Genomic DNA, 25865 nt, shown 5'->3' with positions numbered 1-25865 from the left:
GAGGCTGCTCCGATTCCGGAGCGGGCGGCGCCTCTGCCTACGATGGGGCCATGATCCGAGCCATCCTCATCATCGGCGTGATCGCCCTGGCCGTCGGGGTGATCATCTACTCCCTGATCGACTGCGCGCGCTCGGATCCCCGCGACATCCGCGCCCTGCGCCGCGGCCCCTGGCTGGCGATCATCCTCCTGCTCCCGGTCATCGGCGGCATCCTGTGGCTGACGCTGGGCCGCCCGCGCTATGCCCGCCCGGGCGCCGGTCCGGTCCGCGGCAGGGGCCCCGACGACGACCCCGAGTTCCTCCGCGAGCTGGATCGCCAGCGCCGCCAGGCCGAGCGCGAGCGGCAGGCCCGTGAGCAGTCGGGCCAGGGCCAGCCCGGTCAGGACCCGGCGTCGGACTCGCAGGACCCGGACGACGACGCGCCGAGCGCTCCCGGGCCCGGTCCCTCCGCGCGCTGAGCCCCGCCGCGTCGTCGCGCCCGGGCTGTCCCCTCGCAGCTCAGCCCCAGGGATCGAGCCGCGGGGCCTCCTGCGGGTCGGCCCGTCCGGCCAGCCAGGCGAGCAGCAGACGCTGCCGCGAGAGCGAGCCCCGACGCTGCTGGGCCCGCCGGGATGCCGCGGTCACCCGCTCCCCGCAGGGCCGCGGAGAACCGGCGGCCGTGCCCGTCGTCGGGCCGCAGAAGCCGGCGGGCCCCGCCCGAGAGGCAGCAGGGCCCCGCGTCATGCGACGCGGGGCCCCTGATCTCAGGAAGCGGCCGGAGCCGGGGGCCGGCTCAGAGGCCCGAGTAGGAGTGCAGGCCCTCGAACAGGGTGTTCACGATGAAGTAGTTGAACAGCACGCACAGGAAGCCGGCGATCGACAGCCAGGCCGAGCGGGTGCCGGTCCAGCCGCGGGTCGCGCGGGCGTGGAGGTAGGCCGCGTAGACCACCCAGATCACGAAGGTCCAGACCTCCTTGGGATCCCAGCCCCAGTAGCGGCCCCACGCATCGCGAGCCCAGATGGCGCCGGCAGCCAGGGTGAAGGTCCAGAAGACGAAGCCCACGCTGTTGAGGCGGTAGGCGAAGTTCTCCAGGGTCTTGGCCGAGGGCACCGAGCGCATGAACGCCCAGCCCGGCTCGCCGCCGGCGAGGATCCGGCGCTCGCGGCGGTCCTGGATCAGCTGGAGCACCGACATCGCGAACGTCACGGCGAAGATCGCGGAGGCGGCCACCGCGATCGAGACGTGGATGATCAGCCAGTAGGACTGCAGCGCCGGCTGCAGCGGAGAGACCGGCGTGGGATAGGCGATCGTGGCCATGGTCAGCAGCAGGGTGACCAGACCGGAGATCAGCACGCCCACGAAGCGCAGGTCGCGGCGGATCAGCAGGACCAGGTAGATGCCGGCGATGATCAGCGCGCTCGTGGTGGAGAACTCGTACATGTTGCCCCACGGCACGCGCGAGGCGGCGATCGAGCGCATGACGACGGCCACGAGATGGATCGCGAAGGCCATGACCATGAGCACGATGGCCGCGCGGGCCGCCGGGCGGCGCTCCGAGGTCTCGTAGCTCATCCGCGGGTCGGCCACCTGGCCCTCGAGCTTCTCGGCTCCCGAGCTGCGCCACCCGCCGGCGCGGGTGCCGGCGCCGGAGTCGTTGCGCTCGTCGCGCGGACGCTCGCGGTCCGCCGCTTCGTCCCGGGCCGGCCCGGCGGCGGTGCTGCCGCCGGCGCCCGCGCCCACGAGCTGCCGCCGGCTCGCGGTCCCGCTGCGCGCCGCCGACGCCTTCTCGGCCTCGGCGAGGGTCTTCGAGTGGGAGGCCATGTCCCACGCGAAGCAGATGAAGACGCAGAGGTAGACCAGGGCGGCCAGGAGCATGAACAGCTCCGACCAGGTCCCCAGCGCGGTGTTGACTTCGGTGCTCATGATCGCGATTCTCCCACCTTCCGGGCGCTGCGCGCCTCCGGATCATCATCGTCGGCGGCCTCCCGGACGCCGGTCTGCTCCCACTCGGACGTGAACAGCTCGAGCAGGGCCTCGTCCTCCGCCTCCAGCCGCGGGTCCTCGCCGCGGGCCAGCAGGGCGTACTCGAGCTCGGCCCGCGGGCCGTCGGGCGTCTGCACGGTGCGCACGCGGACCCAGGCGCGGCGCCGCACGATGAACAGCGACATGATCAGCCCGCCGAAGGCCAGGACGAAGGAGACGAAGACGCCGGCCGTGCCGGGATCGTAGTTCACGTCCAGCCCGACGTAGCGCTCCGTGCCCAGGTACTCGATCTCCCCCAGCCCGTCCGGCAGCTGCGCCTTGGGGCTCTGCTCGGAGAGCACGAGGGGCCCTCCCTCCGTGGTCGGCGAGGCCTGCTCCTCGAGGCCCTCCACGTCCAGGACGTAGACGTTCTGCGGAGCGCCGTCGTCGAGCCCCAGGTCGCCCGAGTACGCGGAGAGGACCAGCATGGGATTGCCCAGGTCCGGGTCGATCGAGGTCAGCTGCCCCGAGGCCTCGTCGACGTAGCCGGTCGGCAGGAACGTGCCGGTGAAGCCGAGCTGCTCGGGCTGCGCGTCCGGGACCTTGAGCGTGAACGAGGAGATGTTCGTCAGGTCCTCGGGGACCGTGATGACGGGGCCCTCGTAGGCGACGTCGCCGTCGCCGTCGGTCACGCGCACCGAGGGGGCGTAGCCGTTGCCGATCAGGTAGGAGCGCACCCCGTTCGAGGACACCGGCTGGTTGGTCGACAGGACCTCCTGGCGCGGCTGCTCGTCCGGGCCGTCCTGGACGGTGACGTCGGCGTCGAAGCCCAGCGGCTGGCCGTAGCTGGCCGGGTCTTGGCTGTCGCGGTTGTACTCGATGTCGAAGTCGTCGACCGTCAGGGTGAACGGCTCGAGCCAGTCGGCGTCGAAGTTCGAGCCCGGGGTGAACGAGTCGTAGCTGATCAGGGAGTTGGCGAACGTCTCCCCCACGGTCAGGATCTTCTGGCCCTTGAAGCCGAACATCGAGCCGAGGGCCATGAAGATGAGGATGCCCAGCAGCGCCAGGTGGAAGAGGATGTTGCCGACCTCCTTCCACATGCCGCGCTCGGCGCCCACGGACGGCGTCGCGGTGCCGACGTCGCGCACGTCCACGCGGTAGCCGCGCTTGCGCAGCAGCTGCGCGCTGCGCTCGACGACGGCGGTGGGATCCGGTGCCTCGGCGCCGTCGCGCCCGCCGATGCGCAGGCTGCGGCTCACCGGCAGCCGCGAGAAGCGCCGCGGAGTGCGCGGCGGCTTCGCCCGCCACGCCTGCCAGTGCTTGCGCGCCCGGGGCAGCACGCAGCCCACGAGCGAGATGAACAGCAGCAGGTAGATGGCCGCGAACCAGACCGAGGAGAAGACGTCGAACATCTGCAGCCGGTCCAGGATCGGGCCGATCCGCGGATTGGACTCGATGTAGTCGTTGACGGCCCCGACGTCCTGGACGCGCTGGGGGAAGATCGATCCCGGCACGGCGGCCACCGCCAGCATCAGCAGCAGGAACAGCGCCGTGTTCATCTTGGTCAGCTGGGCCCAGGCCCAGCGCAGCATGCCCAGCGGCCCCAGGGCGGGGACCGCGACGTCCTGCGCCGAGCTGCCTCCGGAGCCCTTCTGCGATGTGCTCACGGTGTCCTCTCGCTCTCCGACGGCGCGCTGCGCCCGTCCCTGCTCGTCCGTCGCGCCGCCGTGGCCGGTGCGCCTGTGCCGCGCGCGCCCGCCGGGGCGCCGGGTGTCCTCTCTCATCCGCGCCTCAGATCACCGGGACGAAGTCCTGGACCAGCTCCGCCTGGATCCAGGACACGAACGCCGTCCAGGCGCCGGTCATCATGAGCAGCCCGATCACCACCAGCATGGCCCCGCCGATGCGCTGCAGGGCCACGCGGTGGCGCTTGAAGAAGTCGAGGGCCCCCATGCCGCGGCGCATGGCCAGCGCGGCCAGCAGGAACGGGATCCCCAGGCCCAGGCAGTAGACGAAGGTCAGCAGGGCGGCCTTGCCCACGGAGGCGCCGCCGCTGTAGGCCAGGGCCTGGACCGCCGCGAACGTGGGGCCGATGCACGGCGCCCAGCCCAGTCCGAAGGTGATCCCCAGCACGGGCGCGCCCCACAGCCCGGGCGGCGGCCGGCGCTCGATCCGGCGCTCGCGCTGCAGGACGCCGATGCCGCCCATGAACACGAGGCCCATGATCACGACGACGGCCCCCAGCACGACCATGAGCCAGGTCTGCCCCCGCAGCCAGGGCAGGGCCCCGAGCTGGGCGAGCACGACCGACATGAGCAGGAAGATCAGGGTGAAGCCGAGCACGAAGAGCCCGATGCCGGCCAGCATCCGGCCCCGCTTCTGCTTCTGCAGATCGATGCCCGTCAGCCCCGTGACGTAGCCGAGGTAGCCGGGCACGAGCGGCAGCACGCAGGGGGAGGCGAAGGACACCAGCCCGGCGAGCGCGGCCACCGGCAGGGCGGCCAGCAGCGATCCGTCGAGAATGGTCTCCGCGAAGGGGTTGCCGTCGATCACAGCGGGCTCAGGCCGACGTCACGTCGTCGAGGACGGTGCGCAGGATCGAGGGATCCGCGATCCCGAGGATCCTGGCGGCCACTCGCCCCTGGGCGTCGAGCACCAGGGTCGTGGGCACCGCCTGCGGGGGCACGTGCTCGGACAGGTCCAGCAGCACGCCGCCGTCGCGGTCCTCGAAGGACGGGTACGGGATCTCGAAGGTGCGCTCGAAGGCCTCGGCGGTGGGCTGCTCGTCGCGCACGTTCACCCCGTAGAAGGCGACGCGGTCCTCGAAGTCGTGCGCCAGCTCGACGAGGTCCGGAGCCTCCTTGCGGCAGGGAGCGCACCCGGCGTACCAGAAGTTGAGCAGCGCGGGCTTCCCGCGCAGCTGCTCGCCCGAGACCTCCGTGCCGTCGAAGAGCGTTCCCTCGAACTCCACGGGCTCCGAGCGCTCCTCCTCGGAGTACTCCGTCACCGAGCCGTCCCCGGCGATGTACCCGGTGTCCCCGCCCGCGTTCGCCTGCTGCGCGAGGTCGTCCTCCTGGGGCGAGCACGCCGCCAGGACCAGCGCCCCCAGCCCCGCCCCGGAGGCGCCGAGCAGCGCGCGCCGGGTGGTCGGCCGCCCGGAGGGGCTGCGCCGGGCTGCTGCGGCGGCGCCGCGGGGGCGGTGGGGGCGGGGAGGACGGATCACGATGCTGTCACCTGATGACGGGGTCGGGATGAGCGGTGGGCGCCGGCGCGGCGCGGGCGCGGCTGCGCCGGGAGCGGGTGCGAGGGGCCCGGGAAGACGCGGGCCATCATGAACCCGGAAGCTGGTTGACCCCTGAGTACAGGTGCGCCGCCGGCTCGGTGTAGGTGACCGACGGGCGGGCGCCGGAGTCGATGTCCTCGAAGTGCAGGGAGGTCAGCGAGCCGAGGTTGCACTGCCGGCGGCGGGGATCGTGGGGCAGGGGCCGGCCCTCCGCCGAGAGGCGGGTCAGCCAGATCGGCAGCTGGTGCGAGACGATCACGGCCTCCGCGCCGTCGCCCCCGATCTCGACCGCCCGGCGCCCCGCGGCGATCGCGGCCTCCGCCATGCGCGCGACCGTGGAGCGGTACGGCTCGCCCCACGAGGGGCGCAGCGGATCGATCAGGTGGCGCCAGTGCACCGGCCGGGCGATCTCGGCGGCATCCACGTGCAGGCCCTCGAAGTGGTTCCAGGGCTCGATCACGCGCTCGTCCAGGTGCGCCTCCAGCCCGAGGGCCCGGCCGACGGGCTCGGCCGTCTGGCGGGTGCGCAGCAGCGGCGAGACCACGAGGTGGACGATGCGCGCGCCCTGCTCGTCCCGGCGCGCGGCCAGGGCATCTGCGGCGATCCGGGCCATCTCCTCGCCGCGGGGCTCCAGCCGGAAGTCCGGCAGGCGGCCGTAGACGATCCGGTCGGGGTTGCGGACCTGGCCGTGGCGGAGCAGGTGGACGGTCGTGGAGGACATGTCCGCCATTGTCCCAGACCTGGCCTCGGGGCTCGAATCGGGCGCTTCAGGCCTCGCGCTGGGCCAGCAGCCGCTCGAGGCGGCGGGGGTCGATCTGCCAGAAGTCCCGCTGCCGGCCGTCGATCAGCAGGACCGGGACCTCGATCTGCCAGCGCTCGGTCTGCTCCGAGGCCGGCAGCTCGCCGATGTCCGTCTCGATCCACTCCAGCCCGTGGCGCCGGGCGGCGGCTCCGACGGTCTCGCGCGCCTCCTGGCAGAGATGGCACCCGGTGCGGGTGATCAGGCGCACCGGCGGCGTCGTGAGATCGGGGGCATGGCGGGGCTGCTGGGTCATCGTCCGATCGTAGCGACCCGGCGCACCCGCGCGCCGACGCCGCGGCTGCGCGGGACGGGCGCCGCACCCTGCGCACGGCGCCCGTCCGGCGCGCGGACGCAGGAGGGGCCCCGCACGGGATGCGGGGCCCCTCCTGATCGCCGTCGTCAGCGGGTCACTTCTTGTTGCGACGCTGGTGACGGGTCTTGCGCAGCTGCTTGCGGTGCTTCTTCTTGGACATGCGCTTGCGGCGCTTCTTGATCACAGAGCCCATGGGCTTCCCTCACTCACATTTCGTTGGTCCGGCCGGCGCGGCGCGTCGGCGCGCGCTGCCTCCGGCCCGTCGCACGGGACGTCCATCCGGTGCGCGACCGGGATGACGACGGGGGCGCGCGGAAACGACGCCCACCGAGAATTCGTTCCCCGGAAGTCTACCTCCTCGGCACCATCCGGTGGTATTCGGGGCGAGAGCCCCACCGGGGGCTCCGGGGTTCATCGACCCGGTGCGCCGCGCGGCCCCGGCACATCGGCCCCGGCTCCCGGGGATCGACCTCCTACCGCGTCCCGGCCTCCGGCGCGCCCGAGCGAGCTCCGGCGCCCTCGTCGACGGAGCCGCCGTCGGCGACGTCGGAGCCATCGGCCGCCCGCTCCCCGGCCGCTGCTGCGGCGGGGGCCCCGCCCGCGGCCCCGCGACCGGCGGTGCGCGTGGCCGTCGTGACCGGCAGATCGCCGGTGGGAGCCTCCTTCACCGGCGCGGACTCGGCCGCCGAGGCCTCCGCGCCCGGCCGGCCGGGGTCGGCCCGGGGGCCGTCGCCGCCGGATCCGGGCTCGGCGGCCCGGTCCTCCCCCTCGGAGACCCAGACCCGCCCGGAGGAGGTCGGGCCCGCCGTGGGCCCGGCCGCTTCGGCCTCCGGTTCGCGGCTGCCGCGCTCCGGATCCACCCCGGCCTCGACGTACTGGTACTCGATGTGCTCCTCGACCAGCCGCGCCGCCAGGGTGCGATCGCCGGCCAGCACGGCCGAGAAGATCGCCTGGTGCTCGGCGCGGATGCGGTCCACGGTCTTGGACCACAGGGGGACGTGCCCCACGAGCGCCATCGTGTACTCGTAGATCGAGTCGCGCAGCGCCGACATCAGCGAGGCGACGAGGGTGTTGCCCGCCGTCTTGACCAGCGCGATGTGGAAGCTGACGTAGTGGTGATGGAACTCCTTGAGGGAGATGTCGTCACGCGCCATCTCCCGCAGGATCGCACGCAGCTCCGGCATGGCAGGGCTGCGGTAGTCGGACTCCCGCAGGGCCCACGTCTCCAGCAGGATGCGCGTCTGCACGATGTCCCGCAGCGGATATGCCGCCGTGGCCATGTGCAGCTGGAGCGCGGGCCCCGCGGAGGACGCGGGCTCGCGGACGAGCACCGGCAGGATCGACTTCCGGCCCCCCTCGTAGAGGCGCAGGACGCCCTGCGCCTCGAGGATCTTGAGAGCCTCGCGCATGGTCCCGCGGCTCACGCCCAGGATCGCGGCGAGGTCCTTGTCCGACGGGAGCTGCTGGCCGAGGACCAGGTTCCCGTCGAAGAGCTCGTTCTCCAGCCATTGGAGGACCCGTCGATGTGTTGCCATGTGCTAAGCCTACGTTCACCTCTCCTCGTCAGATGACGCCCTGGGCCAGCATGGCGTCCGCGACCTTGATGAACCCCGCGATGTTGGCGCCGGCGACGTAGTTGCCGGGCTGGCCGTACTCCTCGGCGTGGGCCGCGCAGGTGTCGTGGATCCCCTTCATGATCTCCGTGAGCCGGTCCGAGGTGTAGTCGAACGTCCACGAGTCGCGCGAGGCGTTCTGCTGCATCTCCAGGGCCGAGGTGGCCACGCCGCCGGCATTGGCCGCCTTGCCCGGGGCGAAGAGCACCCCGGCGTCCTGGAAGATGTGCACGCCCTCGGCTGTGGTGGGCATGTTCGCGCCCTCGGCCACCGCCAGCACGCCGTTCTCCACCAGCTGGCGGGCGTGCGAGCCGTCGAGCTCGTTCTGCGTGGCGCACGGCAGCGCGACCTGGGCCGGCACGCTCCACACGGAGGCCTTCTCGGCCGGCGTGAAGCGGGCCCGGCCGCCCCGGCGCTCCGCGTAGTCGGTGATGCGGCCGCGCTCGACCTCCTTGACCTGGCGCAGGATCTCGAGGTCGATGCCGTCCGGGTCGTGGATGAACCCGCTCGAGTCGGAGGCCGTGACGACATTGGCGCCGCGGCTCTGGGCGAGCTGGATCGCGTAGATCGCCACGTTGCCCGAGCCGGAGACCGCCACGGTCTTGCCGTCGAAGTCGTCGCCCTTGGTCTTGAGCATCTGGTGGGCGAACTCCACGGTGCCGTAGCCCGTGGCCTCGGTGCGCACGAGCGATCCGCCCCAGGTGAGGCCCTTGCCGGTGAGCACACCGGACTCGTAGCGGTTGGTGATCCGCTTGTACTGCCCGAACAGGTAGCCGATCTCGCGGCCGCCCACGCCGATGTCGCCCGCGGGGACGTCGGTGTACTCGCCGATGTGGCGGTAGAGCTCGGTCATGAACGACTGGCAGAAGCGCATGACCTCGCCGTCGGAGCGCCCGGCCGGATTGAAGTCCGCCCCGCCCTTGCCGCCGCCGATCGGCATGCCCGTGAGCGAGTTCTTGAAGATCTGCTCGAAGCCCAGGAACTTGACGATGCCGAGGTAGACCGACGGGTGGAAGCGCAGGCCTCCCTTGTAGGGGCCCAGCGCCGAGTTGAACTCGACGCGGAAGCCGCGGTTGATCTGCGTGTGCCCCTGGTCGTCGACCCACGGGACGCGGAAGATGATCTGGCGCTCGGGTTCGCAGATGCGCTCGAGGATCGCGGCATCGAGCAGCTCGGGACGACGGGCGACGACCGGTCCGAGCGATTCGAAGACCTCGTCGACGGCCTGGATGAACTCCTTCTCGCCAGGGTTGCGGGCGACGACGGTCTCGCGGACCGGCTGCAGCTTCTCATGCACGATGATGTCCTCTCCGGCGGAACCGTTCGTTCCGGCCAGATGCGAGTCTGGCAGACCGGGGGCCGCTGTGGGGCCGCTGGGCCATTCTTTGCCCCGGCAAAGATCGGGGCGACCGGCGATGCGATCAGCGGCGGCGCCGGTGCAGCACCGTCGAGACGAATCCCCCGACGCCGCGCACGCGAGCGGGCGCCTCGTCCTGCGGGGAGCTCAGCGGGTCCAGGCGGCGCGGCACCTGCGCCTGCTCGGACGTCTCGGCGCGGTGGGCCGGGGCGCGGCGGCGCTCCTGGCGCTCGGCCTGCACCGCCCGCTCGGCCGCCGTCGGCTCGGCGGGCACGGGCGCAGCCGCGGTCTGCGGCCGCGCGGCGGAGGGGGCCTCCTCGGCGGCCGCTGCGGTCTCCGCCGCCGCGGGCTCGAAGATCGCGGCCGGCTCGGCGACGGCCGCGGGCCCGGGGAGGACGACCGGCTCGGGAGACACCACCGGCTCCGGTGCGATCACGGGCTCCGGGGATGCCACGGGCTCGGGAACCGGCACGACGACCGGAGCGGTCCGCGTCGGCTCCTGCGTCGACTCCGGCTCCGGCGCCGCGGCCGCGGGCTCCGGCTCGGGCGACGACGAGGACTCCCCCGCCAGGCCGCGCAGGGTCTCCGCGGCGTCGAGCAGGACGGGCGCCTCGATGCTGTAGAAGCGCTTCTGGCCGACCGCGCGCTGCTGCACCAGACCGGACTCGCGCAGGACGCGCAGGTGCTTGGAGACGGTCGGCTGAGAGGCGGCCACGGCCGCCACCAGCTCGCCGACCGCCCGCTCACCCGAGCTGAGCTCGCCCAGCAGCGCACGGCGCGTGGGATCGGCAAGAGCGGTGAAGACGTCCTGGGTCATTCCTGGGATCCTACCGGCGATCCGGGGCGGTCCGGGTCAACACCCGGGCGACCCCGGGAGCGCGTCCTCGGGGCGATCAGTCGTACCAGGGGTCGAGCCCCCACAGGGGGAACACCGCTCGACGGGTGGCCATCACGACCCGGTCGGTCGCGTCGTCGGGGTCGAAGCCGACCTCCCACGAGCGCCACCACAGATCGACGTCATCGCCCATCGACGGGTGCGGCTGCGCGCCGTAGTCCCGGCGGATGTGCTCGAGCCAGCTCTGGGGGACGGGCCGCACGAGACCGATCGGGTCCCCCGTGACCACCGCGACGAGGTGCGCCCAGGACCGGGGCACGACGTCGTAGCAGTCGTAGCCCCCGCCGCCGGTGGCGATCCAGCGGCCCTCGCACCAGCGATCGGCCTGCCGCTTGACGTCCATCATGATCTCGCGCTGGGCGTCGACGCTGACCTGAAGGTGCGTGAGCTCGTCGCGGAAGTGGGAGTCGCAGCCGTGCTGGGAGACGATCGCCTCGGGGCGGAACTGCTCGATCAGCTGCGGGACGACCGCGAAGTACGCGCGCAGCCACTGCGCGTCGTCGCTCATGGGCGGCAGGGCGATGTTGACCGCGGTCCCCTCGGCCGAGCCGCTGCCGAGCTCGGTCGCGAAGCCGGTCCCGGGGAACAGCGCGGCTCCGGTCTCGTGCAGGGAGATCGTCATGACGCGGTCGTCGTCCCAGAAGATCGACTGGGTGCCGTCGCCGTGGTGCCCGTCGACGTCGAGGTAGAGGACGCGGGAGACCCCGCCCTCGAGCAGCCGCGCGATGCCCACGGCGCAGTCGTTGTAGACGCAGAAGCCGCTGGCGCGGTCCGCGAACGCGTGGTGCATGCCGCCGCCGAAGTTCACGGCCCGGACCGCGGAGCCGTCCAGGATCGCCGCCGCCGCCTGCAGCGTCCCTCCGGCCAGCCGAGCGGAGGCCTCGTGGATCCCGGCGTAGCCCGGGGTGTCCTCCGTGCCGAGCCCGCACTCCGGGATCTCCCGCGACGGGTCCTCGCTCACGGAGCGCACGGCGCGCACGTACTCGTCGGAGTGCGCGAGCCCGAGCTCCTGGTCCCCGGCGACCTCCGGCACCTCCACGGAGACGCCCGGGCGGGAGTCCAGGCCGAACTCCTGCACCAGGCTCCACGTGGCCTCGAGGCGGCTGGGGTGCATCGGGTGGTAGTCGCCGAAGTCGTACTGGAGCAGCTGCGGGCTCCAGAACAGGGCGGTCGGTGTCGTCTGCGTCACACGGCCATTAGACCACTCCGGGACCCCGGGCGGGGCTCGCGCGTCGATGCGGACGGCAACCGGGCCCGTCGGGGTCCATACTGTGCGTGGATCCGAACGGGTCCCGTCCCCGCGCGCGGGCACCCGCACGCCGGGGCACCGCCGCCCCCGCCCCGGGGAGGCGCCGTCCGCACGATCTGGAGGTCCCACGGTGCGTGCCACCCTCGGGGCCAGTCCGGCCCAGGCCGAGTCGCGGCCGCTGCGCGACGGGATCGGCGGCCTGCGCGACCTCGTGGACCGCCTGGCCCAGTCCTCCCCCGCCCGCCTGGCCGTGCTCGTCTTCGTCGCCGTGGCGGCGCTGTTCACGGTCCTGCTGTGGCTGCCGTGGTCCACCCACGACGGGCGCTCCACGAGCTTCGTCGACGCGGCCTTCACCGCCGCCTCGGCCGTCACGGTCACGGGGCTGACCGTGGTGCCGACCGCCGATCACTGGTCCTTCACCGGGCAGCTCATCATCCTGGTCGCCGTGCAGATCGGCGGTCTCGGGACGCTGACCATGACCTCGATCCTGGCCCTGGCCATCGGGCGCAAGCTCGGGCTGCGCTCCAAGCTCGTGACGCAGAACGCCATGAACGTCGGGCGCCTCGGCGAGGTCGGCTCGCTGCTGCGCACCGTGGCCCTGACCTCGATCGTCATCGAGGGCTCGCTGGCGGTGGTCCTCACGCTCGGCTTCCTGATCGAGGGGGAGCCGCCGCACACCGCGGCGTGGCACGGGATCTTCTACTCGATCTCGGCCTTCAACAACGGCGGCTTCACCCCGCACTCCGACGGCCTGGTCCCCTACTTCACCGACGCCGCCCACATGTGGCTGATCCTGTTCCCGATCAGCCTGGGGGTGCTCATCGGATCGCTGGGCTTCCCCGTGATCCTGGTGCTGCGCCAGGTCGGGTGGCTGCGCTTCCGCCGCTGGAACCTGAACACCAAGGTCACGGTCGTGACGACCCTCGCCCTGCTCGTGCTGGGGTGGGTCCTGTGGGCGGGCCTGGAGTGGACGAACCCGGCCACGATCGGCGACGAGAGCCCGGGGCAGAAGCTCTTCAACGGATTCTTCGCCTCGGCCATGATGCGCTCCGGCGGGTTCAACATCGTCGACATGTCGGACCTGCAGCCCGTGACGCTGCTGCTCACCGACGCCCTGATGTTCGCCGGAGGGGCCCCCGCCTCCACGGGCGGCGGCATCAAGGTGACGACCTTCGCCGTCGTCGTGCTGGCCATCCTGGCCGAGGCGCGCGGCGATCAGGCCGTCATCGCCTTCCACCGCACGATCCCCGACGGCGTCCTGCGCATCGCGATCTCCGTGATCGCCATGGGCGCCACGGTCGTGCTCGCGGCCGCCGGCGTCCTCCTGATCATGACCGGCGAGCCGCTCGAGCGCGTGCTCTTCGAGGTCGTCTCCGCCTATGCGACGTGCGGGCTGTCGGTCGGCCTCTCGGGCGAGATGGGGCCGGCGGGCAAGGCGGTGCTGATCATCGTGATGTTCATCGGGCGCATCGGCACGACTACCGTGGCCACAGCCCTGGCCCTGCGTTCGCGCCGGCGCCTCTACCAGTACCCCGAGGAGAGGCTGATCATTGGCTGATCATCGTCACCGCGACAAGAGCCATGCCGTCCCCGTGCTGGTCATCGGCATGGGCCGCTTCGGCACCGCCACAGCCCTGCAGCTCGTCTCCCAGGGCCGCGAGGTGATGGGCGTCGAGCGCGACGGGGCCCTGGTGCAGAAGCTCGCCGGCCAGCTGACCCACGTGGTCCAGGCCGAGGCCACCGACATCGACGCCCTGCGCCAGCTCGGGGCCGCCGAGTTCACCCAGGCCGTCGTGGGCGTGGGCACCTCGGTCGAGTCCTCCGTGCTGATCACGGCGAACCTGGTCGACCTGGGGGTCGGCCGGATCTGGGCCAAGGCCATCTCCAAGGCCCACGGCAAGATCCTCTCGCGCATCGGGGCCCACCACGTGATCTTCCCCGAGGCCGACGCCGGGCGGCGCACTGCCCACCTGGTCTCGGGGCGCCTGCTGGACTACATGGAGTTCGACGACGACTTCGCGATCGTCAAGATGCGACCGCCGCGCGAGACGCAGGGCTTCACGCTGGCCCAGGCCGACGTGCGCGCCAAGTACGGCGTGACGGTCGTGGGGGTCAAGGCCCCCGGCGACGACTTCAGCTATGCGGCGCCCGACACGACCGTGACCGCCCGGGACACCCTGATCGTGGCCGGGCACGTGGAGCTGATCGAGCGCTTCGCCGCCCGGCCCTGACGGACCCCGGACGCGGGGCGCACAGGGCCCCGCTCGAGGAGCCGATCCGGATCAGCCGGCGTGCTCCTGCTCCATCTCGTCGCCGCGGGCGGCCGAGGCGCCGACGGCGCGGGACACGAGGTCCTCGATGCCGCCGTCCAGGAAGGTCCGGACGGCCTGCTCGGTGGTCCCGCCGGGGCTCGTGACGGCCTTGCGCAGGGCCTCGGGGTCGGCGTCGTCGGGCTCGAGCAGCATGCCCGCGCCGGTGACGGTCTGCTTCGCCAGGGTCCTGGCGGTCTCGGCGTCCAGGCCGAGGCCCTCTCCGGCCTTCTGCATCATCTCGGCCAGCAGGAAGACATAGGCCGGGCCGGAGCCCGAGACCCCCGTGACCGCGCCGATGAGGTCCTCGGGGACCTGCACGACGACGCCCACGCCGGAGAGCACCTCGGAGACGGCCCGGGTCTGCTCGGCCGAGACGTGCTCGCCCGGGGTCACCGACAGGGCGCCGCGGCCCACCGAGGACGGCGTGTTCGGCATGCAGCGCACGAGCGGCTGCCCCTCGGGCAGGTGCGCGGCCATCGCGGCCAGGCCCACGCCCGCGGCCACCGAGACCACGACGGCCGACGACGGCAGGGCGTCGCGGATCTCGTCGCACAGCTCGAGGATCGCGTAGGGCTTCACGCCCAGCAGGACGATGTCCGCCCCGTCGACGGCTCGGCGGTTGGCCTCCGCGTCGGACTCCGAGGCGAAGGCCTGCACGCCGGTCTCCCGGGCCAGGCGGTCGCCGGAGTCCTGGGACCGGGTCGTGGCCCGCACGCGCTCGGCGGGCACGCCGGAGGCCAGGACCCCCCGCAGGATCGCGCCGTTCATGGACCCGCTGCCCAGGAAGGCGATCACGGGCTGCTCCCCGGTCTCGGCGGCGGTGCTCGCAGCGGATGCGCTGTCGGTCATGAGGGGTCCTCTCGTCGTCGTTCGATCGCGTGCGATCGGCTGATGCCCATGCCCACCCTAGGGCCCTGCTCAGGAGCCGTCGCGGGCCTCGGCGCCCAGAGCCGTGTGGCGGCGGGCGAAGTCGAGGGACTCGGCGAGCATCGCATCGCGCGCGTCGTCGTCGGCCGCCCCGCGGGTGTTGATCTCGACGCCGAGCACCCCGTCCCAGCCGCTGCGGCCGAGCAGCTGCAGGGTCTCGGCCACGGGCTGCTGGCCGTGGCCGGGCACGAGATGCTCGTCGGAGGTCCCGCCGTCGGTGCCGTCCGTGAGGTGGACGTGGCCCAGCCTCGGCAGCAGCTCGCGCACCGCCTCGAGGGAATCGACCTGTGCGATCGAGGCGTGCGAGAAGTCCCAGGTCACCCATTCGTAGTCGAAGCGGCGGGGATCCCAGTGGGGGCGGTACATCTGCAGCTCGCGCCCGGCCACGCGCCACGGGTACATGTTCTCCACGGCGATCCTGACGCCGGTCATCTCGCTGACGGCCCGGATGCCCTCGACGAAGCTCTCGGCATAGCGGTGCTGCCAGGCGAACGGCGGGTGGGCGACGACGACCTGCGCGCCGACCTCCTCGACCATCTTGGCGGCGAGCTGGATCTTGGTCCACGGGCGGCCCCAGACCTGCTGGGTGAAGAACAGCGTGGGCGCGTGGATCGTCGAGATCGGGATCTGGTGGGTCTGCACGGCGTCGAGCAGCTCGTGGGTCAGCTGCGTCGTGCGTTGGTGCGTGACCAGGACCTCGATCGAGTCGTAGCCCAGCTCGCTCCCGGTGCGGAAGACCTCGGGCAGCGAGCCCAGGAACAGGCAGCTCGTGGACATGGCGACGTGCGCGGTCATGCGGGGACCTCTCGTCCGATCAGGCTCTGCGGGGGGTTCAGGACGGTCTCGGGGTCGGCGCCGAGGCGGTCCATGCGCCGCAGGATGAGCCCCTCGCGCAGCGCCCAGGGGCAGATGACCAGCGTGGCGGCGCCCAGCATGTCCATCGCGGTCTCGGCGGCGATGCCGCCGGCCAGCACCTGCTCGGCGCGGTGGGCCGAGACCCCGGGCAGATCGCTGCGCTCCTGCGCGGACATGGCCTCCATGCGCCGGGTCCACAGCCGGAGGTCCTCGAGATGCATGGTGCGCCGGACGAACTGCCCGGCCCCCGAGGGAGCGGCCCCACAGATGCGCGCGAGCGATCGGAAGGTCTTGGAGGTGCCGACGACGAGATCGGGGCTGCCCTGTCCCAGGATCGTCTCCACCGCGGGCTCGAGCGTGCGTCGGACGTGCTTGCGCAGCGCACGGACCTCGCTCGGGATCGCGGGATGCCGGGTGAGGAAGCTCTGGGTGAGCCGCCCGGCTCCCAGCGGGGTGGACACGGCCGCGGCGGGCAGGCCGTCGTGGCCTATGGCCATCTCGAACGACCCGCCGCCGATGTCGAGGTCCAGGATCGTGCCCGCGCCCCACCCGAACCAGCGCCGCACCGCGGAGAACGTCACGGCGGCCTCCTGATCGCCGGCGATCTCGGTCAGCGTGACCCCGGAGCGGGACTGGACGTGATCGAGCACCGCCGCGCCGTTGCCGGCCTCCCGGATCGCGGAGGTCGCGAAGGCCAGCAGGTCGTCGGCCCCGTGCTCGGCGGCGAAGTCGCGGGCCTCGATCACGAACGACGTCAGGGCATCGCGCCCCTCGTCGGAGATGCGCCCCGCGTCGTCCAGGTAGCGCACCAGGCGCAGGCTGTCCTTGTGCGAGGCGAACGCCTCGGGGCGCGAGCCGGGATAGACGTCGAGCAGCAGCAGGTGGACCGTGTTGGATCCGACGTCGAGCACTCCCAGGCGCATGCGCGTCCCCTTCCTCTCGGTGTGCCTCGGCATGGAGCTGCCGGGGCCGTGCGGCCCCGGCAGGACTCAGGAGGACGCGGTCGTCGTCTTCTTCCGGGTCCCGGCCCGCTTGGTCGTCGAGGCGCCCGAGGGCTTCTTGGCCCGGGAGCCCGACGACGAGCGGGAGGACGTCTTCTTGGGCGCGGGGCCCTTGGCCCGCTTCTCCGAGAGCAGCTGCGAGGCGCGCTCGGCCGTCATCTGCTCGACGGACTCCGAGCGCGGGATGGTCGCGTTCGTCTCGCCGTCGGTGATGTACTCCCCGAAGCGCCCGTCCTTGATGATCATGGGCTTCTCGGTGATCGGGTCGGTGCCCAGGTCCTTGAGCGGCGGCTTGGCCGCGCCGCGCCCGCGCTGCTTGGGCAGGGCGTAGATGCGCTGGGCCTCCTCGAGGGTGATCTCGAAGATCTGGTCCTCGCTGCTCAGCGAGCGCGAGTCGCTCCCCTTCTTGAGGTAGGGGCCGTATCGGCCGTTCTGGGCCGTGATCACCTGGCCGTCCTCGTCCGTGCCGACCTCGCGGGGCAGCGAGAGCAGCTTCAGCGCATCATCGAGGTTCACCTCCTGGATGTCCATCGACGACAGCAGCGAGGCCGTGCGCGGCTTGGGCTTCTCGATCTTCTTGGGCTTGGGATTGCCGTTCTTGTAGTACTCCGTGGGGATCGCGTCGAGCTCCTCCTGCGTGGGCTCGGGGATCACCTCGGAGACGTACGGGCCGTAGCGGCCGTCCTTGACGACGATCGTGCGCCCCGACTCCGGGTCCCGACCCAGCTCGCGGCCGTCGGCGCGGCCGATCTCCATGAGCTCCTCGGCCTTCTCGGCGGTGAGCTCGTCGGGGGCCAGCGTGTCCGGCACGTTGGCGCGCACCGGGTCCGTGACCTCGCCGGTCTCGGGGTCCACGCCGCCGCCGGACTCCAGGTAGGGGCCGTACTTGCCCACCCGCAGGTCGATCGCATCGGTCACCGGGATGGTGTTCAGGGCGCGGGCGTCGATCTCGCCCAGGTCGTCGACGATGGCCTTGAGCCCGTTGTCCTCCGCCTCGGCGCCGTAGTAGAAGCGCTGCAGCCACTGCGTGCGGTCCTCCTCGCCGCGGGCGATGCGGTCCAGGCCCTCCTCCATCTCGGCGGTGAAGTCGTAGTCGACGTAGTCGCTGAAGTGCTCCTCGAGCAGGCGCACGACCGAGAACGCCGTCCACGACGGGATCAGCGACGTGCCGCGGACCTTGACGTAGCCGCGGTCGGTGATCGTGGAGATGACGGCCGCGTAGGTCGACGGGCGGCCGATGCCGAGCTCGTCCATGGCGGCCACGAGCGAGGCCTCGGTGTAGCGCGCCGGGGGCTTGGTGGAGTGGCCCTCCGCGGTGATCCCCTCGGTGCGGAGGGCATCGCCCTCCTCCATCTGCGGCAGGCGCCGGTCCCTGCGGCCCTTGCCGTCGCCCTCGCCCTTGGCCTCGCCGGAGTCCTGGGCCTCCTGGTAGGCGGAGAGGTAGCCCTGGAAGGTGATCACGGTGCCGGAGGCGGTGAACTCGGCCCGGCGGCCGTCGGCGCTGTCGGCGGCCAGGCGCAGGGTGGCGGTGAAGCCGCGGGCATCGGCCATCTGCGAGGCGACGGTGCGCTGCCAGATCAGCTCGTAGAGCTTGAACTCGTCGGCCGACAGCGACGAGCGCACCTGGTCCGGGGTGCGGAACGAGTCGCCGGCGGGGCGGATGGCCTCGTGGGCCTCCTGCGCGTTCTTGGACTTGTTGGCGTAGCCGCGCGGGGCCTCGGAGACGAAGTCCTCGCCCCACAGGTCCCGGGCCTGCTGGCGCGCGGCGGTGACCGCCTGCTGGGACAGCGCGACCGAGTCGGTGCGCATGTAGGTGATGTAGCCGTTCTCGTACAGGCGCTGGGCGACCTGCATGGTCGAGCGCGACGAGAAGTGCAGCTTGCGCGCGGCGTCCTGCTGCAGCGTGGACGTGGTGAACGGCGCCTTGGGGCGGGAGACGTAGGGCTTGGTCTCCTGCTGCGCGACCGCGAACGGGGACTCGGCCAGGCCCTCGGCCAGCGAGCGCGCCTGCTGCTCGTCCAGATGCGCGACGGCCTCGGGCTTCTTGAGCTGCCCGCGGTCGTCGAAGTCGCGGCCCGTCGCGACCTTGCGCCCGTCGACCGAGGCCAGGCGGGCCTGGAAGGCGCTGCCGGCGTCCGGCCCGGAGACGGGGGCGAACTCGCCGGTCAGATCCCAGTGGTCCGCGGCGACGAACGCCATGCGCTCGCGCTCGCGCTGCACGACCATGCGGGTGGCCACGGACTGCACGCGCCCGGCGGACAGCCCCGAGGACACCTTCCGCCACAGCACCGGCGAGATCTCGTAGCCGTAGAGGCGATCGAGCACCCGGCGGGTCTCCTGGGCGTCGACGAGGTCCTTGTCGAGCTCGCGCAGCTCGCCGAACCCGCGCTCGATGGCCTCGCGGGTGATCTCGGGGAAGGTCAGGCGGTAGACCGGGACCTTGGGCTTGAGCACCTCGAGCAGGTGCCACGCGATCGCCTCGCCCTCGCGGTCGCCGTCCGTGGCGAGGTAGAGGGCATCGCACTCCTTGAGCTTGCGCTTGAGCTCGGTGACCTTCTTCTTCTTGTCCGCGTTGACCAGGTAATACGGGTCGAAGCCGGAGTCGACGTCCACGGCGAACTTCCCGTAGGGCCCCTTCTTCATCTCCGCCGGCAACTCGGAGGGCTGGGCGAGATCCCGGATGTGGCCCATGGAGGAGTCGACCTCATAGGCGTCGCCCAGGTACCCCGCGATGGTCTTCACCTTCGAGGGGGACTCGACGATGAGCAGGCTCCGGCCTGATCCCGGGTTCTTCTGGGCCACGGTCACTCCTAGCGGACAGGGTCGTCCCGGTCCTCGTGCGCGGGCGACGCGCACGGGCCGGGGAGGCTGCATCGGATACGGGCGCGGGCCCGTCGACGGATCCCACCATATAGCCGCCGCCGGACACGCCCTGACACACGGATCGGCGGCCGATTCACAGGACCGGCCGGCGCAGCGGGCCCGCGGCGCGGCGGACGGGGAGGGGCCTGCGGGGGCCCGGAGGCGGCGTCCGGACGGCCGTGCGGCGCGGCGGCGTCAGTCGTCGCCGTCGTCGGAGGCGCCCGACTCGGCCGGCCCCACCGGGAACGCGCGCCCGTTGATCTGATCCGGCTCGATCACCACGAAGACGGGCTTGAAGCCGCGGACCCACGGGCGCAGCTCGAGCGACTCGGCCAGCTCCCGCTCCTGCGCGTCCTCGACGCGACGCGCGCGTCCCTGGAGGACCACGGAGGAGACCATCAGCCGCTGCTCGTCGCGGCGGTCGACCTCGAAGGCCACCTGGTCGTTGACCGTCAGCGTGGCCAGCTTGGAGCCCGGCGCGGTGCGGAACCACAGCTTCTTGCCGCGGACCACGAAGTTCACCGGGAAGATGTCGACGAAGCCGCCGGCCTCGACGGCCAGCCGGCCGAAGGGCTCGGAGTCGAGCAGCTCCCACATCTCGTCGCGGGACAGGTCGCGGTACGGGTTCTCAGCGCTCATGCCCCTCATCCTGGCACCTCCCCGCTCCCCCCGTAACCCGCGGGATCGTCCCCGGCCGGAGCCTCGAGGAACCCGTCGATCAGCAGGTGCCGGGTCTGCTCGAGCAGCGCGAGCGCCTCCCGCGGGCGCTCGCCCTCGGGCGCCTGCCAGTCCAGCAGGGCCCCCAGGGCGCCGACGATCTGCGCGACGCTCAGCTCGCCGTCGCAGGCCCCGGCGAGCCCGGCGGCGGCCGAGGTCAGCACCGAGGTGCGCTGCAGCCCGGCGCCCTGGCGCAGCAGGATCACGGACGGGTCCGTCGCCCCCGGGCGGCCGTGACGCTCCTCGGTGACGTGCTCGGGGACCTCCAGATGCAGGTGCTCCCACTGCGCCCCCAGCCGGTCGAGCATGCGCTCGCGTCGCACCGTCTCGGCCAGCACGGCCCCGACGGGCTGCCGGACGGGGTGGCCGAGGTGCTCGAAGCGCAGCCGCGGCGGCCGCTGCTCCCCCTCCCGCGGCCGGTCCAGGCGCAGCCAGCCGAATCCCACGCCCGCGACCTCCCGGGAGGCGAAGTCCTCCAGGTAGGCGTCGTACGACGCCTCGAAGCGGGCGCGGTCCGTGTGCTCGGAGGCATCGCGCAGCCAGGTCTCCGCATAGCCCTCGGGGGTCTCGATCTCCCGCTGGATGGCCCAGGCGTCGAGCCCGGCGGGGATCCAGGAGCGCACGCGCTCGGACCAGGCACGCTCGATCTGCCCGTCGGCGCGCCGCACGGCCTCCGCGGGGATCTCCCAGTTGCCCAGCAGGTGCGCGCTGCCGCCGGGGGCCAGGACGTCTCCCAGGGCCCCGATCAGCTCGGCCACCAGGGCATCGCCGCGCCGGCCGCCGTCGCGGTAGGTGTAGCGCTGCGCCTCGTCCTCGTGCGGGACGCGCGGCGTGATCACGAACGGCGGGTTCGAGACCACGAGGTCGAACCGCTCCCCCGCCACGGGCTCCAGCAGCGAGCCCCGGCGCAGCTCGATGCGGGCCTCAGGGTCCTGCGGGTCCAGGCCCAGGGCCGCGGCGTTGAGCACGAGGTTGAAGCGGGCGAAGGCCAGTGCGCGGGCGGAGAGGTCCGTGGCGATCACGTGCTCGGCCCGGCGCAGCAGATGGAAGCTCTGGACTCCGCAGCCCGTCCCCAGATCCAGCGCCCGCCGCACCGGGCGCGGATCGGCGATCTGCACCAGGGTCTGCGAGGCGCCCCCGATGCCGAGCACGTGATCCGGGCGCAGCGCAGCCCCCGGACGCTGGAAGCCCGTGAGATCGGCGGCCACCCGCAGGTGCATGTCCTCGGTCTCGTGGACGTCGAGGTCCACGCGGCTGAGGACCTCGTCGCCCCGGCACTCCACGAGGCCCAGGTGCGCCAGCTCCTCCGGGGAGATCTGCGGCAGCGCGGCCGCCAGGGCCGCGCGGGGCACGGGGCGGGCCAGCAGGAAGAGCTCGACGACGAGGGCCAGCCGCCGCTGCGGGCCGGCGGCGGCCCGGTCGCCGTCGGCGGCGATCCGGCGCAGGACCCGCAGGGCGGGGGCGGCCTGGTCGCGGCCCAGGGCCTCCACGGCGGCGGATCCGAGCAGCTCGGTGATCGGGCCGGCCAGGAATCCCACGTCGTCGAGGGCCTCGGCCAGCCGGCCGATCAGTCCGGGGTCATCGGAGCGCGGGGCGTCGGCCACGTTCGCGAAGGCCCGACCGGACGGGACGACGCTGTCGATGCTGTCGGTGCTCTCGGTCATCGGGCCTCCTCGCCGGCGTGACCGGCGGCGCTCGGGACGGGGGCCAGCGGCGCCCCGGTGCGGGCGTCGCGGCATCCCTGGGGGCACAGGATCCCGGGGCCGTCGTCGTGGGCGCCGCGGTGCGCCGTGCACACGAGCAGCCGCCGGTGGCAGCGCGGGCGGGCGCAGTTGATGAAGCGCCGGGCCGGGGCGGCGCACACGTCGCAGCGGCCGATGACGGAGGCGGCCTCGGAGAACTCGAGGGCGCCCCGGTCGTCGAACACGGCCAGGGACCCCTCCCACAGCCCGGCATCGCCGCGGGCCTCGCCGTAGCGCACGATGCCGCCGTCGAGCTGGTAGACCTCGCGGAAGCCCCGCCGGCGCATCATGGCCGAGAGGAACTCGCACCGGATGCCGCCCGTGCAGTAGGTCACGACCGGCCGGTCCCTGAGGTGGTCGTAGGCCCCGGAGCCGAGCTCGGCGACGATGTCCCGGCTCGTCTCGGCCTGGGGCACCACGGCCCCGCGGAAGCGCCCGATCCGGGCCTCCCAGGCATTCCGGCCGTCGAACAGGACCAGGTCGTCGCGGGCCGCGGCCATCGCATCGAGCTCCTGGGGGCTCAGCCGCGCGCCGCCGTCGACCACGCCGTGCTCGTCGACCTCGACCTCGTCCGGGGCGCCGAAGCCCACGAGCTCGTCGCGCACCTTGACGGACAGGCGGGGGAAGTCGGCGGCGGAGCCGTCCGACCACTTCGGCTCGAGGTCCGCGAAGGCGGGGTGGCGCCTGGTGGACCTGGCGTACTGCTTGAGCGCGCCGACCTCCCCGCCGACGGTCCCGTTGAGCCCCTGGGGCGAGACGATGATGCGCCCGCGCAGGCCCAGGCGCTCGCACAGGGCCTCCTGCCACAGCGCGACGGCCCGGGGATCCGGCAGGGCGACGATCCGGTAGTGGAGCAGGATGCGGTTCACGGTCACCGCACCAGGCTAGCGGCGCCGGGCGCCGCAGCCTCGCCGCAGGGCCGGGCCCGCAGTGCGGCTCAGCCCTGCAGGGTGAAGCGGCGCCCCGTCAGGCGGTAGGGCTCGATCTCCACGATCTCGAGCTTCTCGGTGTCCAGCCACGGCCGCAGCCCGAGCCGCTCGAAGCGCACGAGGTCCTCGGGCGCCGTGAGCGTCCGGGCGTGCCCGCGCACGATCACGGACCAGGCCCGCCCGCCGGCCACGTGGTCGATCTCGAAGGCGACCTGCGAGTACAGGGTCAGGCGCAGCAGCTTGGAGCCGCGGGCCGAGCGGAAGAAGATCTTGCCGCCGTCGGCGATGAAGTTGACCGGGGTGATCTCGATCTCGTCGCCGTCGCGGGTGCCCAGACGGCCGAAGCGGCTCTCCTCGAGCAGGTCCCAGCACTCGTCGTCGGTCAGCTGCGTGACGACGCCGTCGTGCTCGGAGCGGTCCTGTGCGGGGCCGTCCTGCTCCGGCAGCGGCTCGGGGTGGAGGATGTCCTTGTCCATGAGCCCATCTTCGTCCTGCCGGGCCCCGGAGGCGAGGCCTTGCCCGCAGTTTCTGCTCCGGCGGCCTCATCCGTCCCGGCATCCTCCCGCCCCCGCGCCGCCGGTGGGAGAATGCGCGGATGACCGAGCCCCATCCCCTGGTCCCGCTGCTCGGCCGCGGCGCGGCTCCCGAGCAGGTGCGCCATGTCCGCGAGCTGCCGGGCCGCGAGGCCGTGAGCGCCGCCTGGCCGAGCTCGATCCATCCGGACGTGATCGCCGCGTACGCGCTGCTCGGCATCCAGCAGCCGTACGCGCATCAGGCCCGGGCGATCGAGGCCGCGCAGGCCGGTCACGTCATCGCGGCCACGGGCACGGCCTCCGGGAAGTCCCTGACGTACCAGGCCCCCGTGCTCTCGGACCTGCACCGCGGGCGGCTGGCGGCACGGCGCGAACCCGGCCGGCTCCAGCACCCCGAGGAGGCGACGGCGCTCTACCTGTCCCCCACCAAGGCGCTGGCGGCCGATCAGCTCAGCGCACTCGAGGCCCTGATCGGAGCCGGCCGCGCCTCCGGGGGGCCGGGCCTCGACGTCCGCGCCCGGACCTACGACGGGGACACCCCCGGCTCCGAGCGCCGCTGGATCCGCGATCACGCCGATGCCGTGCTGTGCAATCCGGACATGCTCCACGCCGGCGTGCTGCCGAACCATCAGCAGTGGTCGCGGTTCCTGCGCCGCCTGCGCTGGGTGATCGTCGACGAGGCGCACGTCTACCGCGGCGTCTTCGGCTCTCATGTCGCCGAGGTGCTGCGCCGCCTGCGCCGCGTGGCCGCGCTCTACGGCGCGCAGCCGATCTGCATCGGGGCCTCGGCCACCTCGGCCCGGCCGCAGGAGTCGTTCGCCCGGCTCATCGGCGTCCCGGACGCGGCGGTGACCGCCGTCCAGGAGGACACCTCCGCGCACGGGCCCGTGACGGTCGTGCTGTGGGAGCCCGAGCAGTCGGGCGCCGAGGGCGAGAACGGGGCCCCGGTGCGCCGCAGCCCCACGGTCGAGGCCGCCGAGATGCTCACGGATCTCGTGCTGAAGCAGGTGCGCACCCTGGCGTTCATCGGCTCGCGGCGCGGCTCCGAGACCATCGCGCAGATCGCTCGGCGGCAGCTCGAGGAGATCGAGCCGGGGCAGGCCCACCGGGTGGCCGCCTACCGCTCGGGCTACCTGCCCGAGGAGCGGCGCGAGATCGAGCAGCAGCTGCGCGACGGCCGCCTGCTCGGGCTGTCGTCCACCTCGGCGCTCGAGCTCGGGCTCGACGTCGCGGGGCTCGACGCCGTGCTCGTGGCCGGGTGGCCGGGGACCCGCAGCTCGTTCTTCCAGCAGATCGGGCGCGCCGGCCGCGCCGGGCAGGACGCCCTCGCGGCGTTCATCGCCCGGGAGGACCCTCTGGACACCTACCTGGTCCATCATCACGAGGCCCTGTTCGACGATCCCGTCGAGGCGACCGTCTTCGACCCGGGCAATCCCTACGTCCTGGCCCCGCACTTGTGCGCGGCCGCGGCCGAGACCCCGCTGCGGGCCGAGGAGCTCGAGCTCTTCGGGCCGGGCGCGCGCTCGATCGTGGACTCGCTCGAGGCCGCGGGCCGACTGCGCCGTCGTCCCACCGGCTGGTACTGGACCCATGCCGAGGACCCCGCGGGGATGGTCTCGATCCGCGGCGACGGCGGCGGGCCGCTGCAGATCATCGAGACGGGCACCGGGCAGCTGCTCGGCTCGATCGGAGCCGCGCAGGCGCACCGGCAGACCCACCCGGGGGCCGTCTACGTCCACCAGGGCCGCTCGTACCTGGTGGACGACCTCGATCTCGACCAGCACGTGGTCTCCGTGACCCGGGCCCAGCCCGATTTCTGGACCTCGGCGCGCGATGTCACCTCCGTGTCGGTGATCGAGCAGGAGCGCTCCCGGCAGTGGGGGCCGGTGGCCGTGCGCTTCGGAGAGGTCCAGGTGACCTCGCAGGTCGTCTCGTTCCAGCGCAGGGCCGTCCCCGGCAACGAGGTGCTCGGCGAGGAGCCGCTGGACCTGCCGCCCACGCAGCTGCGGACCCGGGGCGTGTGGTTCACGGCCCCCCAGCCCGAGCTGGCCGCCGCGGGCATCGAGGAGCCCGACCTGCCGGGCGCGCTGCATGCCGCCGAGCACGCCATGATCGGGCTGCTGCCGCTGCTGGCCACGTGCGACCGGTGGGACGTGGGCGGGCTCTCCACCGCCCGGCATGTCGACACCGAGCTGCCGACGATCTTCGTGCACGACGGGCACCCCGGCGGCGCGGGCTTCGCCGAGCGCGGCTACGAGCTCGCCCGCCGCTGGCTCGGCGCCACGCGCGACGCGATCACGGCCTGCCGCTGCGAGGCCGGCTGCCCGTCGTGCGTGCAGTCTCCGAAGTGCGGCAACCGCAACCAGCCGCTCGACAAGCGGGCCGCGGTGCGGCTGCTCGAGGTGCTGCTCGACGCGGCCCCGGAGGCTGACGCCGATCGATGAAGCGGCCGGCCGCCCCCGCAGGGTCGGGTCTGCGGCGGATGCCCCCCCCTGGGACTCGGGGCTCTCGGGCTGAGAGACTGGGATCCCGA

General features: G+C 73.0%; 24 protein-coding genes. 4 read left to right on the top strand and 20 right to left on the bottom strand.

What is annotated here, in order from left to right; translation table 11 throughout:
* Positions 1–50: 50 nt before the first annotated feature.
* The gene (locus tag FSY66_RS03230) at positions 51–458 is read left to right on the top strand and encodes a PLD nuclease N-terminal domain-containing protein (RefSeq protein WP_144791215.1); all 408 of its coding nucleotides are present in this window, start codon (positions 51–53) and stop codon (positions 456–458) included.
* Positions 459–498: 40 nt separating this feature from the next.
* On the opposite strand, the gene FSY66_RS12765 is transcribed toward FSY66_RS03230, so the two are convergent.
* The 12 genes from FSY66_RS12765 to FSY66_RS03175 all read right to left on the bottom strand — a co-directional run bounded on the left by FSY66_RS12765 (position 499) and on the right by FSY66_RS03175 (position 11319).
* A complete protein-coding gene (locus FSY66_RS12765; protein WP_260853415.1) occupies positions 499–624 on the bottom strand; it encodes a hypothetical protein in 126 nt (41 codons plus the stop codon).
* A gap of 148 nt (positions 625–772) precedes the next feature.
* A complete protein-coding gene (gene ccsB, locus FSY66_RS03225; RefSeq protein WP_144791213.1) occupies positions 773–1903 on the bottom strand; it encodes a c-type cytochrome biogenesis protein CcsB in 1131 nt (376 codons plus the stop codon).
* Positions 1900–3534: a cytochrome c biogenesis protein ResB gene (gene resB / locus FSY66_RS03220; protein ID WP_396350873.1), complete on the bottom strand. Its 1635-nt coding sequence runs from the start codon at positions 3532–3534 to the stop codon at positions 1900–1902. The genes ccsB and resB overlap by 4 nt, the downstream gene beginning before the upstream one ends.
* Positions 3535–3733: 199 nt before the next feature.
* Complete coding sequence (locus tag FSY66_RS03215; protein ID WP_144791582.1) at positions 3734–4492, bottom strand: cytochrome c biogenesis CcdA family protein; 759 nt, start codon at positions 4490–4492, stop codon at positions 3734–3736.
* 10 nt (positions 4493–4502) lie between these two features.
* Positions 4503–5165 (bottom strand): TlpA family protein disulfide reductase, encoded by a 663-nt coding sequence (locus FSY66_RS03210; protein WP_144791210.1) that lies wholly within the window; start codon positions 5163–5165, stop codon positions 4503–4505.
* A gap of 106 nt (positions 5166–5271) precedes the next feature.
* Positions 5272–5946, bottom strand: coding sequence for a histidine phosphatase family protein (locus FSY66_RS03205; RefSeq protein ID WP_186304379.1), 675 nt, complete (start codon positions 5944–5946; stop codon positions 5272–5274).
* A 46-nt stretch (positions 5947–5992) separates the two neighbouring features.
* Positions 5993–6280: a glutaredoxin family protein gene (locus FSY66_RS03200; RefSeq protein WP_144791208.1), complete on the bottom strand. Its 288-nt coding sequence runs from the start codon at positions 6278–6280 to the stop codon at positions 5993–5995.
* Between the two features lie 154 nt (positions 6281–6434).
* A complete protein-coding gene (locus tag FSY66_RS03195; protein ID WP_009882927.1) occupies positions 6435–6533 on the bottom strand; it encodes a 30S ribosomal protein bS22 in 99 nt (32 codons plus the stop codon).
* A 280-nt stretch (positions 6534–6813) separates the two neighbouring features.
* Positions 6814–7875, bottom strand: coding sequence for a FadR/GntR family transcriptional regulator (locus FSY66_RS03190; protein WP_144791207.1), 1062 nt, complete (start codon positions 7873–7875; stop codon positions 6814–6816).
* Between the two features lie 28 nt (positions 7876–7903).
* On the bottom strand, positions 7904–9250 hold the full coding sequence (gene gdhA / locus FSY66_RS03185; RefSeq protein ID WP_144791205.1) for an NADP-specific glutamate dehydrogenase: 1347 nt from the start codon (positions 9248–9250) through the stop codon (positions 7904–7906).
* 124 nt (positions 9251–9374) lie between these two features.
* Positions 9375–10127, bottom strand: a complete 753-nt coding sequence (locus FSY66_RS12760; protein WP_144791203.1) for an ArsR/SmtB family transcription factor — start codon at positions 10125–10127, stop codon at positions 9375–9377.
* Positions 10128–10203: 76 nt separating this feature from the next.
* Positions 10204–11319, bottom strand: coding sequence for an acetoin utilization protein AcuC (locus tag FSY66_RS03175; protein ID WP_144791581.1), 1116 nt, complete (start codon positions 11317–11319; stop codon positions 10204–10206).
* 313 nt (positions 11320–11632) lie between these two features.
* Here FSY66_RS03175 and FSY66_RS03170 point away from each other — a divergent pair, with 313 nt between their 5' ends.
* Both FSY66_RS03170 and FSY66_RS03165 read left to right on the top strand, forming a co-directional pair.
* On the top strand, positions 11633–13012 hold the full coding sequence (locus FSY66_RS03170) for a TrkH family potassium uptake protein (protein ID WP_260853439.1): 1380 nt from the start codon (positions 11633–11635) through the stop codon (positions 13010–13012).
* Positions 13005–13685: a potassium channel family protein gene (locus tag FSY66_RS03165; protein ID WP_144791199.1), complete on the top strand. Its 681-nt coding sequence runs from the start codon at positions 13005–13007 to the stop codon at positions 13683–13685. Before FSY66_RS03170 ends, FSY66_RS03165 begins: the two co-directional genes overlap by 8 nt.
* A gap of 51 nt (positions 13686–13736) precedes the next feature.
* Here the strand turns inward: FSY66_RS03165 and proC are convergent, their stop codons facing one another.
* The 8 genes from proC to FSY66_RS03125 form a co-directional block, all read right to left on the bottom strand.
* Positions 13737–14615: a pyrroline-5-carboxylate reductase gene (gene proC, locus FSY66_RS03160; RefSeq protein WP_144791197.1), complete on the bottom strand. Its 879-nt coding sequence runs from the start codon at positions 14613–14615 to the stop codon at positions 13737–13739.
* A 69-nt stretch (positions 14616–14684) separates the two neighbouring features.
* Positions 14685–15488, bottom strand: coding sequence for a sugar phosphate isomerase/epimerase family protein (locus FSY66_RS03155; protein ID WP_144791195.1), 804 nt, complete (start codon positions 15486–15488; stop codon positions 14685–14687).
* A complete protein-coding gene (locus FSY66_RS03150) occupies positions 15485–16471 on the bottom strand; it encodes a Ppx/GppA phosphatase family protein (protein ID WP_144791193.1) in 987 nt (328 codons plus the stop codon). Before FSY66_RS03150 ends, FSY66_RS03155 begins: the two co-directional genes overlap by 4 nt.
* A gap of 66 nt (positions 16472–16537) precedes the next feature.
* Positions 16538–19351, bottom strand: coding sequence for a type I DNA topoisomerase (topA, locus tag FSY66_RS03145; RefSeq protein WP_144791191.1), 2814 nt, complete (start codon positions 19349–19351; stop codon positions 16538–16540).
* Positions 19352–19606: 255 nt separating this feature from the next.
* Positions 19607–20050, bottom strand: a complete 444-nt coding sequence (locus FSY66_RS03140; RefSeq protein WP_260853412.1) for a pyridoxamine 5'-phosphate oxidase family protein — start codon at positions 20048–20050, stop codon at positions 19607–19609.
* A 5-nt stretch (positions 20051–20055) separates the two neighbouring features.
* Positions 20056–21792, bottom strand: coding sequence for a DUF7059 domain-containing protein (locus FSY66_RS03135; RefSeq protein ID WP_144791187.1), 1737 nt, complete (start codon positions 21790–21792; stop codon positions 20056–20058).
* Positions 21789–22745, bottom strand: coding sequence for an oxygen-dependent tRNA uridine(34) hydroxylase TrhO (gene trhO, locus FSY66_RS03130; protein ID WP_144791185.1), 957 nt, complete (start codon positions 22743–22745; stop codon positions 21789–21791). Before trhO ends, FSY66_RS03135 begins: the two co-directional genes overlap by 4 nt.
* 62 nt (positions 22746–22807) lie before the next feature.
* Positions 22808–23275: a pyridoxamine 5'-phosphate oxidase family protein gene (locus FSY66_RS03125; protein WP_144791183.1), complete on the bottom strand. Its 468-nt coding sequence runs from the start codon at positions 23273–23275 to the stop codon at positions 22808–22810.
* Positions 23276–23394: 119 nt separating this feature from the next.
* Here FSY66_RS03125 and FSY66_RS03120 point away from each other — a divergent pair, with 119 nt between their 5' ends.
* Positions 23395–25776: a DEAD/DEAH box helicase gene (locus FSY66_RS03120; protein WP_144791181.1), complete on the top strand. Its 2382-nt coding sequence runs from the start codon at positions 23395–23397 to the stop codon at positions 25774–25776.
* Positions 25777–25865: the final 89 nt, after the last annotated feature.

Origin of the sequence: Kocuria palustris, assembly GCF_007666205.1 — a bacterium.
In the GTDB taxonomy this organism is placed as follows: Bacteria; Actinomycetota; Actinomycetes; order Actinomycetales; family Micrococcaceae; genus Kocuria; species Kocuria palustris_A.
The sequence above is the reverse complement of the archived record's forward strand: the minus strand, read 5'-3'. Positions and strand labels throughout refer to the sequence as shown.

Bases quoted from the DNA above. Each gene is read 5' to 3' on its own strand.
- FSY66_RS03230 (WP_144791215.1), top strand. From the start codon at position 51: ATGATCCGAGCCATCCTCATCATCGGCGTGATCGCCCTGGCCGTCGGG.
- ccsB (WP_144791213.1), bottom strand. From the start codon at position 1,903: ATGAGCACCGAAGTCAACACCGCGCTGGGGACCTGGTCGGAGCTGTTC.
- resB (WP_396350873.1), bottom strand. From the start codon at position 3,534: ATGCTGCGCTGGGCCTGGGCCCAGCTGACCAAGATGAACACGGCGCTG.
- FSY66_RS03205 (WP_186304379.1), bottom strand. From the start codon at position 5,946: ATGTCCTCCACGACCGTCCACCTGCTCCGCCACGGCCAGGTCCGCAAC.
- FSY66_RS03200 (WP_144791208.1), bottom strand. From the start codon at position 6,280: ATGACCCAGCAGCCCCGCCATGCCCCCGATCTCACGACGCCGCCGGTG.
- FSY66_RS03195 (WP_009882927.1), bottom strand. From the start codon at position 6,533: ATGGGCTCTGTGATCAAGAAGCGCCGCAAGCGCATGTCCAAGAAGAAG.
- FSY66_RS03190 (WP_144791207.1), bottom strand. From the start codon at position 7,875: ATGGCAACACATCGACGGGTCCTCCAATGGCTGGAGAACGAGCTCTTC.
- FSY66_RS12760 (WP_144791203.1), bottom strand. From the start codon at position 10,127: ATGACCCAGGACGTCTTCACCGCTCTTGCCGATCCCACGCGCCGTGCG.
- FSY66_RS03175 (WP_144791581.1), bottom strand. From the start codon at position 11,319: ATGCACCCCAGCCGCCTCGAGGCCACGTGGAGCCTGGTGCAGGAGTTC.
- proC (WP_144791197.1), bottom strand. From the start codon at position 14,615: ATGACCGACAGCGCATCCGCTGCGAGCACCGCCGCCGAGACCGGGGAG.
- FSY66_RS03155 (WP_144791195.1), bottom strand. From the start codon at position 15,488: ATGACCGCGCACGTCGCCATGTCCACGAGCTGCCTGTTCCTGGGCTCG.
- FSY66_RS03150 (WP_144791193.1), bottom strand. From the start codon at position 16,471: ATGCGCCTGGGAGTGCTCGACGTCGGATCCAACACGGTCCACCTGCTG.
- FSY66_RS03140 (WP_260853412.1), bottom strand. From the start codon at position 20,050: ATGAGCGCTGAGAACCCGTACCGCGACCTGTCCCGCGACGAGATGTGG.
- FSY66_RS03135 (WP_144791187.1), bottom strand. From the start codon at position 21,792: ATGACCGAGAGCACCGACAGCATCGACAGCGTCGTCCCGTCCGGTCGG.
- FSY66_RS03125 (WP_144791183.1), bottom strand. From the start codon at position 23,275: ATGGACAAGGACATCCTCCACCCCGAGCCGCTGCCGGAGCAGGACGGC.
- FSY66_RS03120 (WP_144791181.1), top strand. From the start codon at position 23,395: ATGACCGAGCCCCATCCCCTGGTCCCGCTGCTCGGCCGCGGCGCGGCT.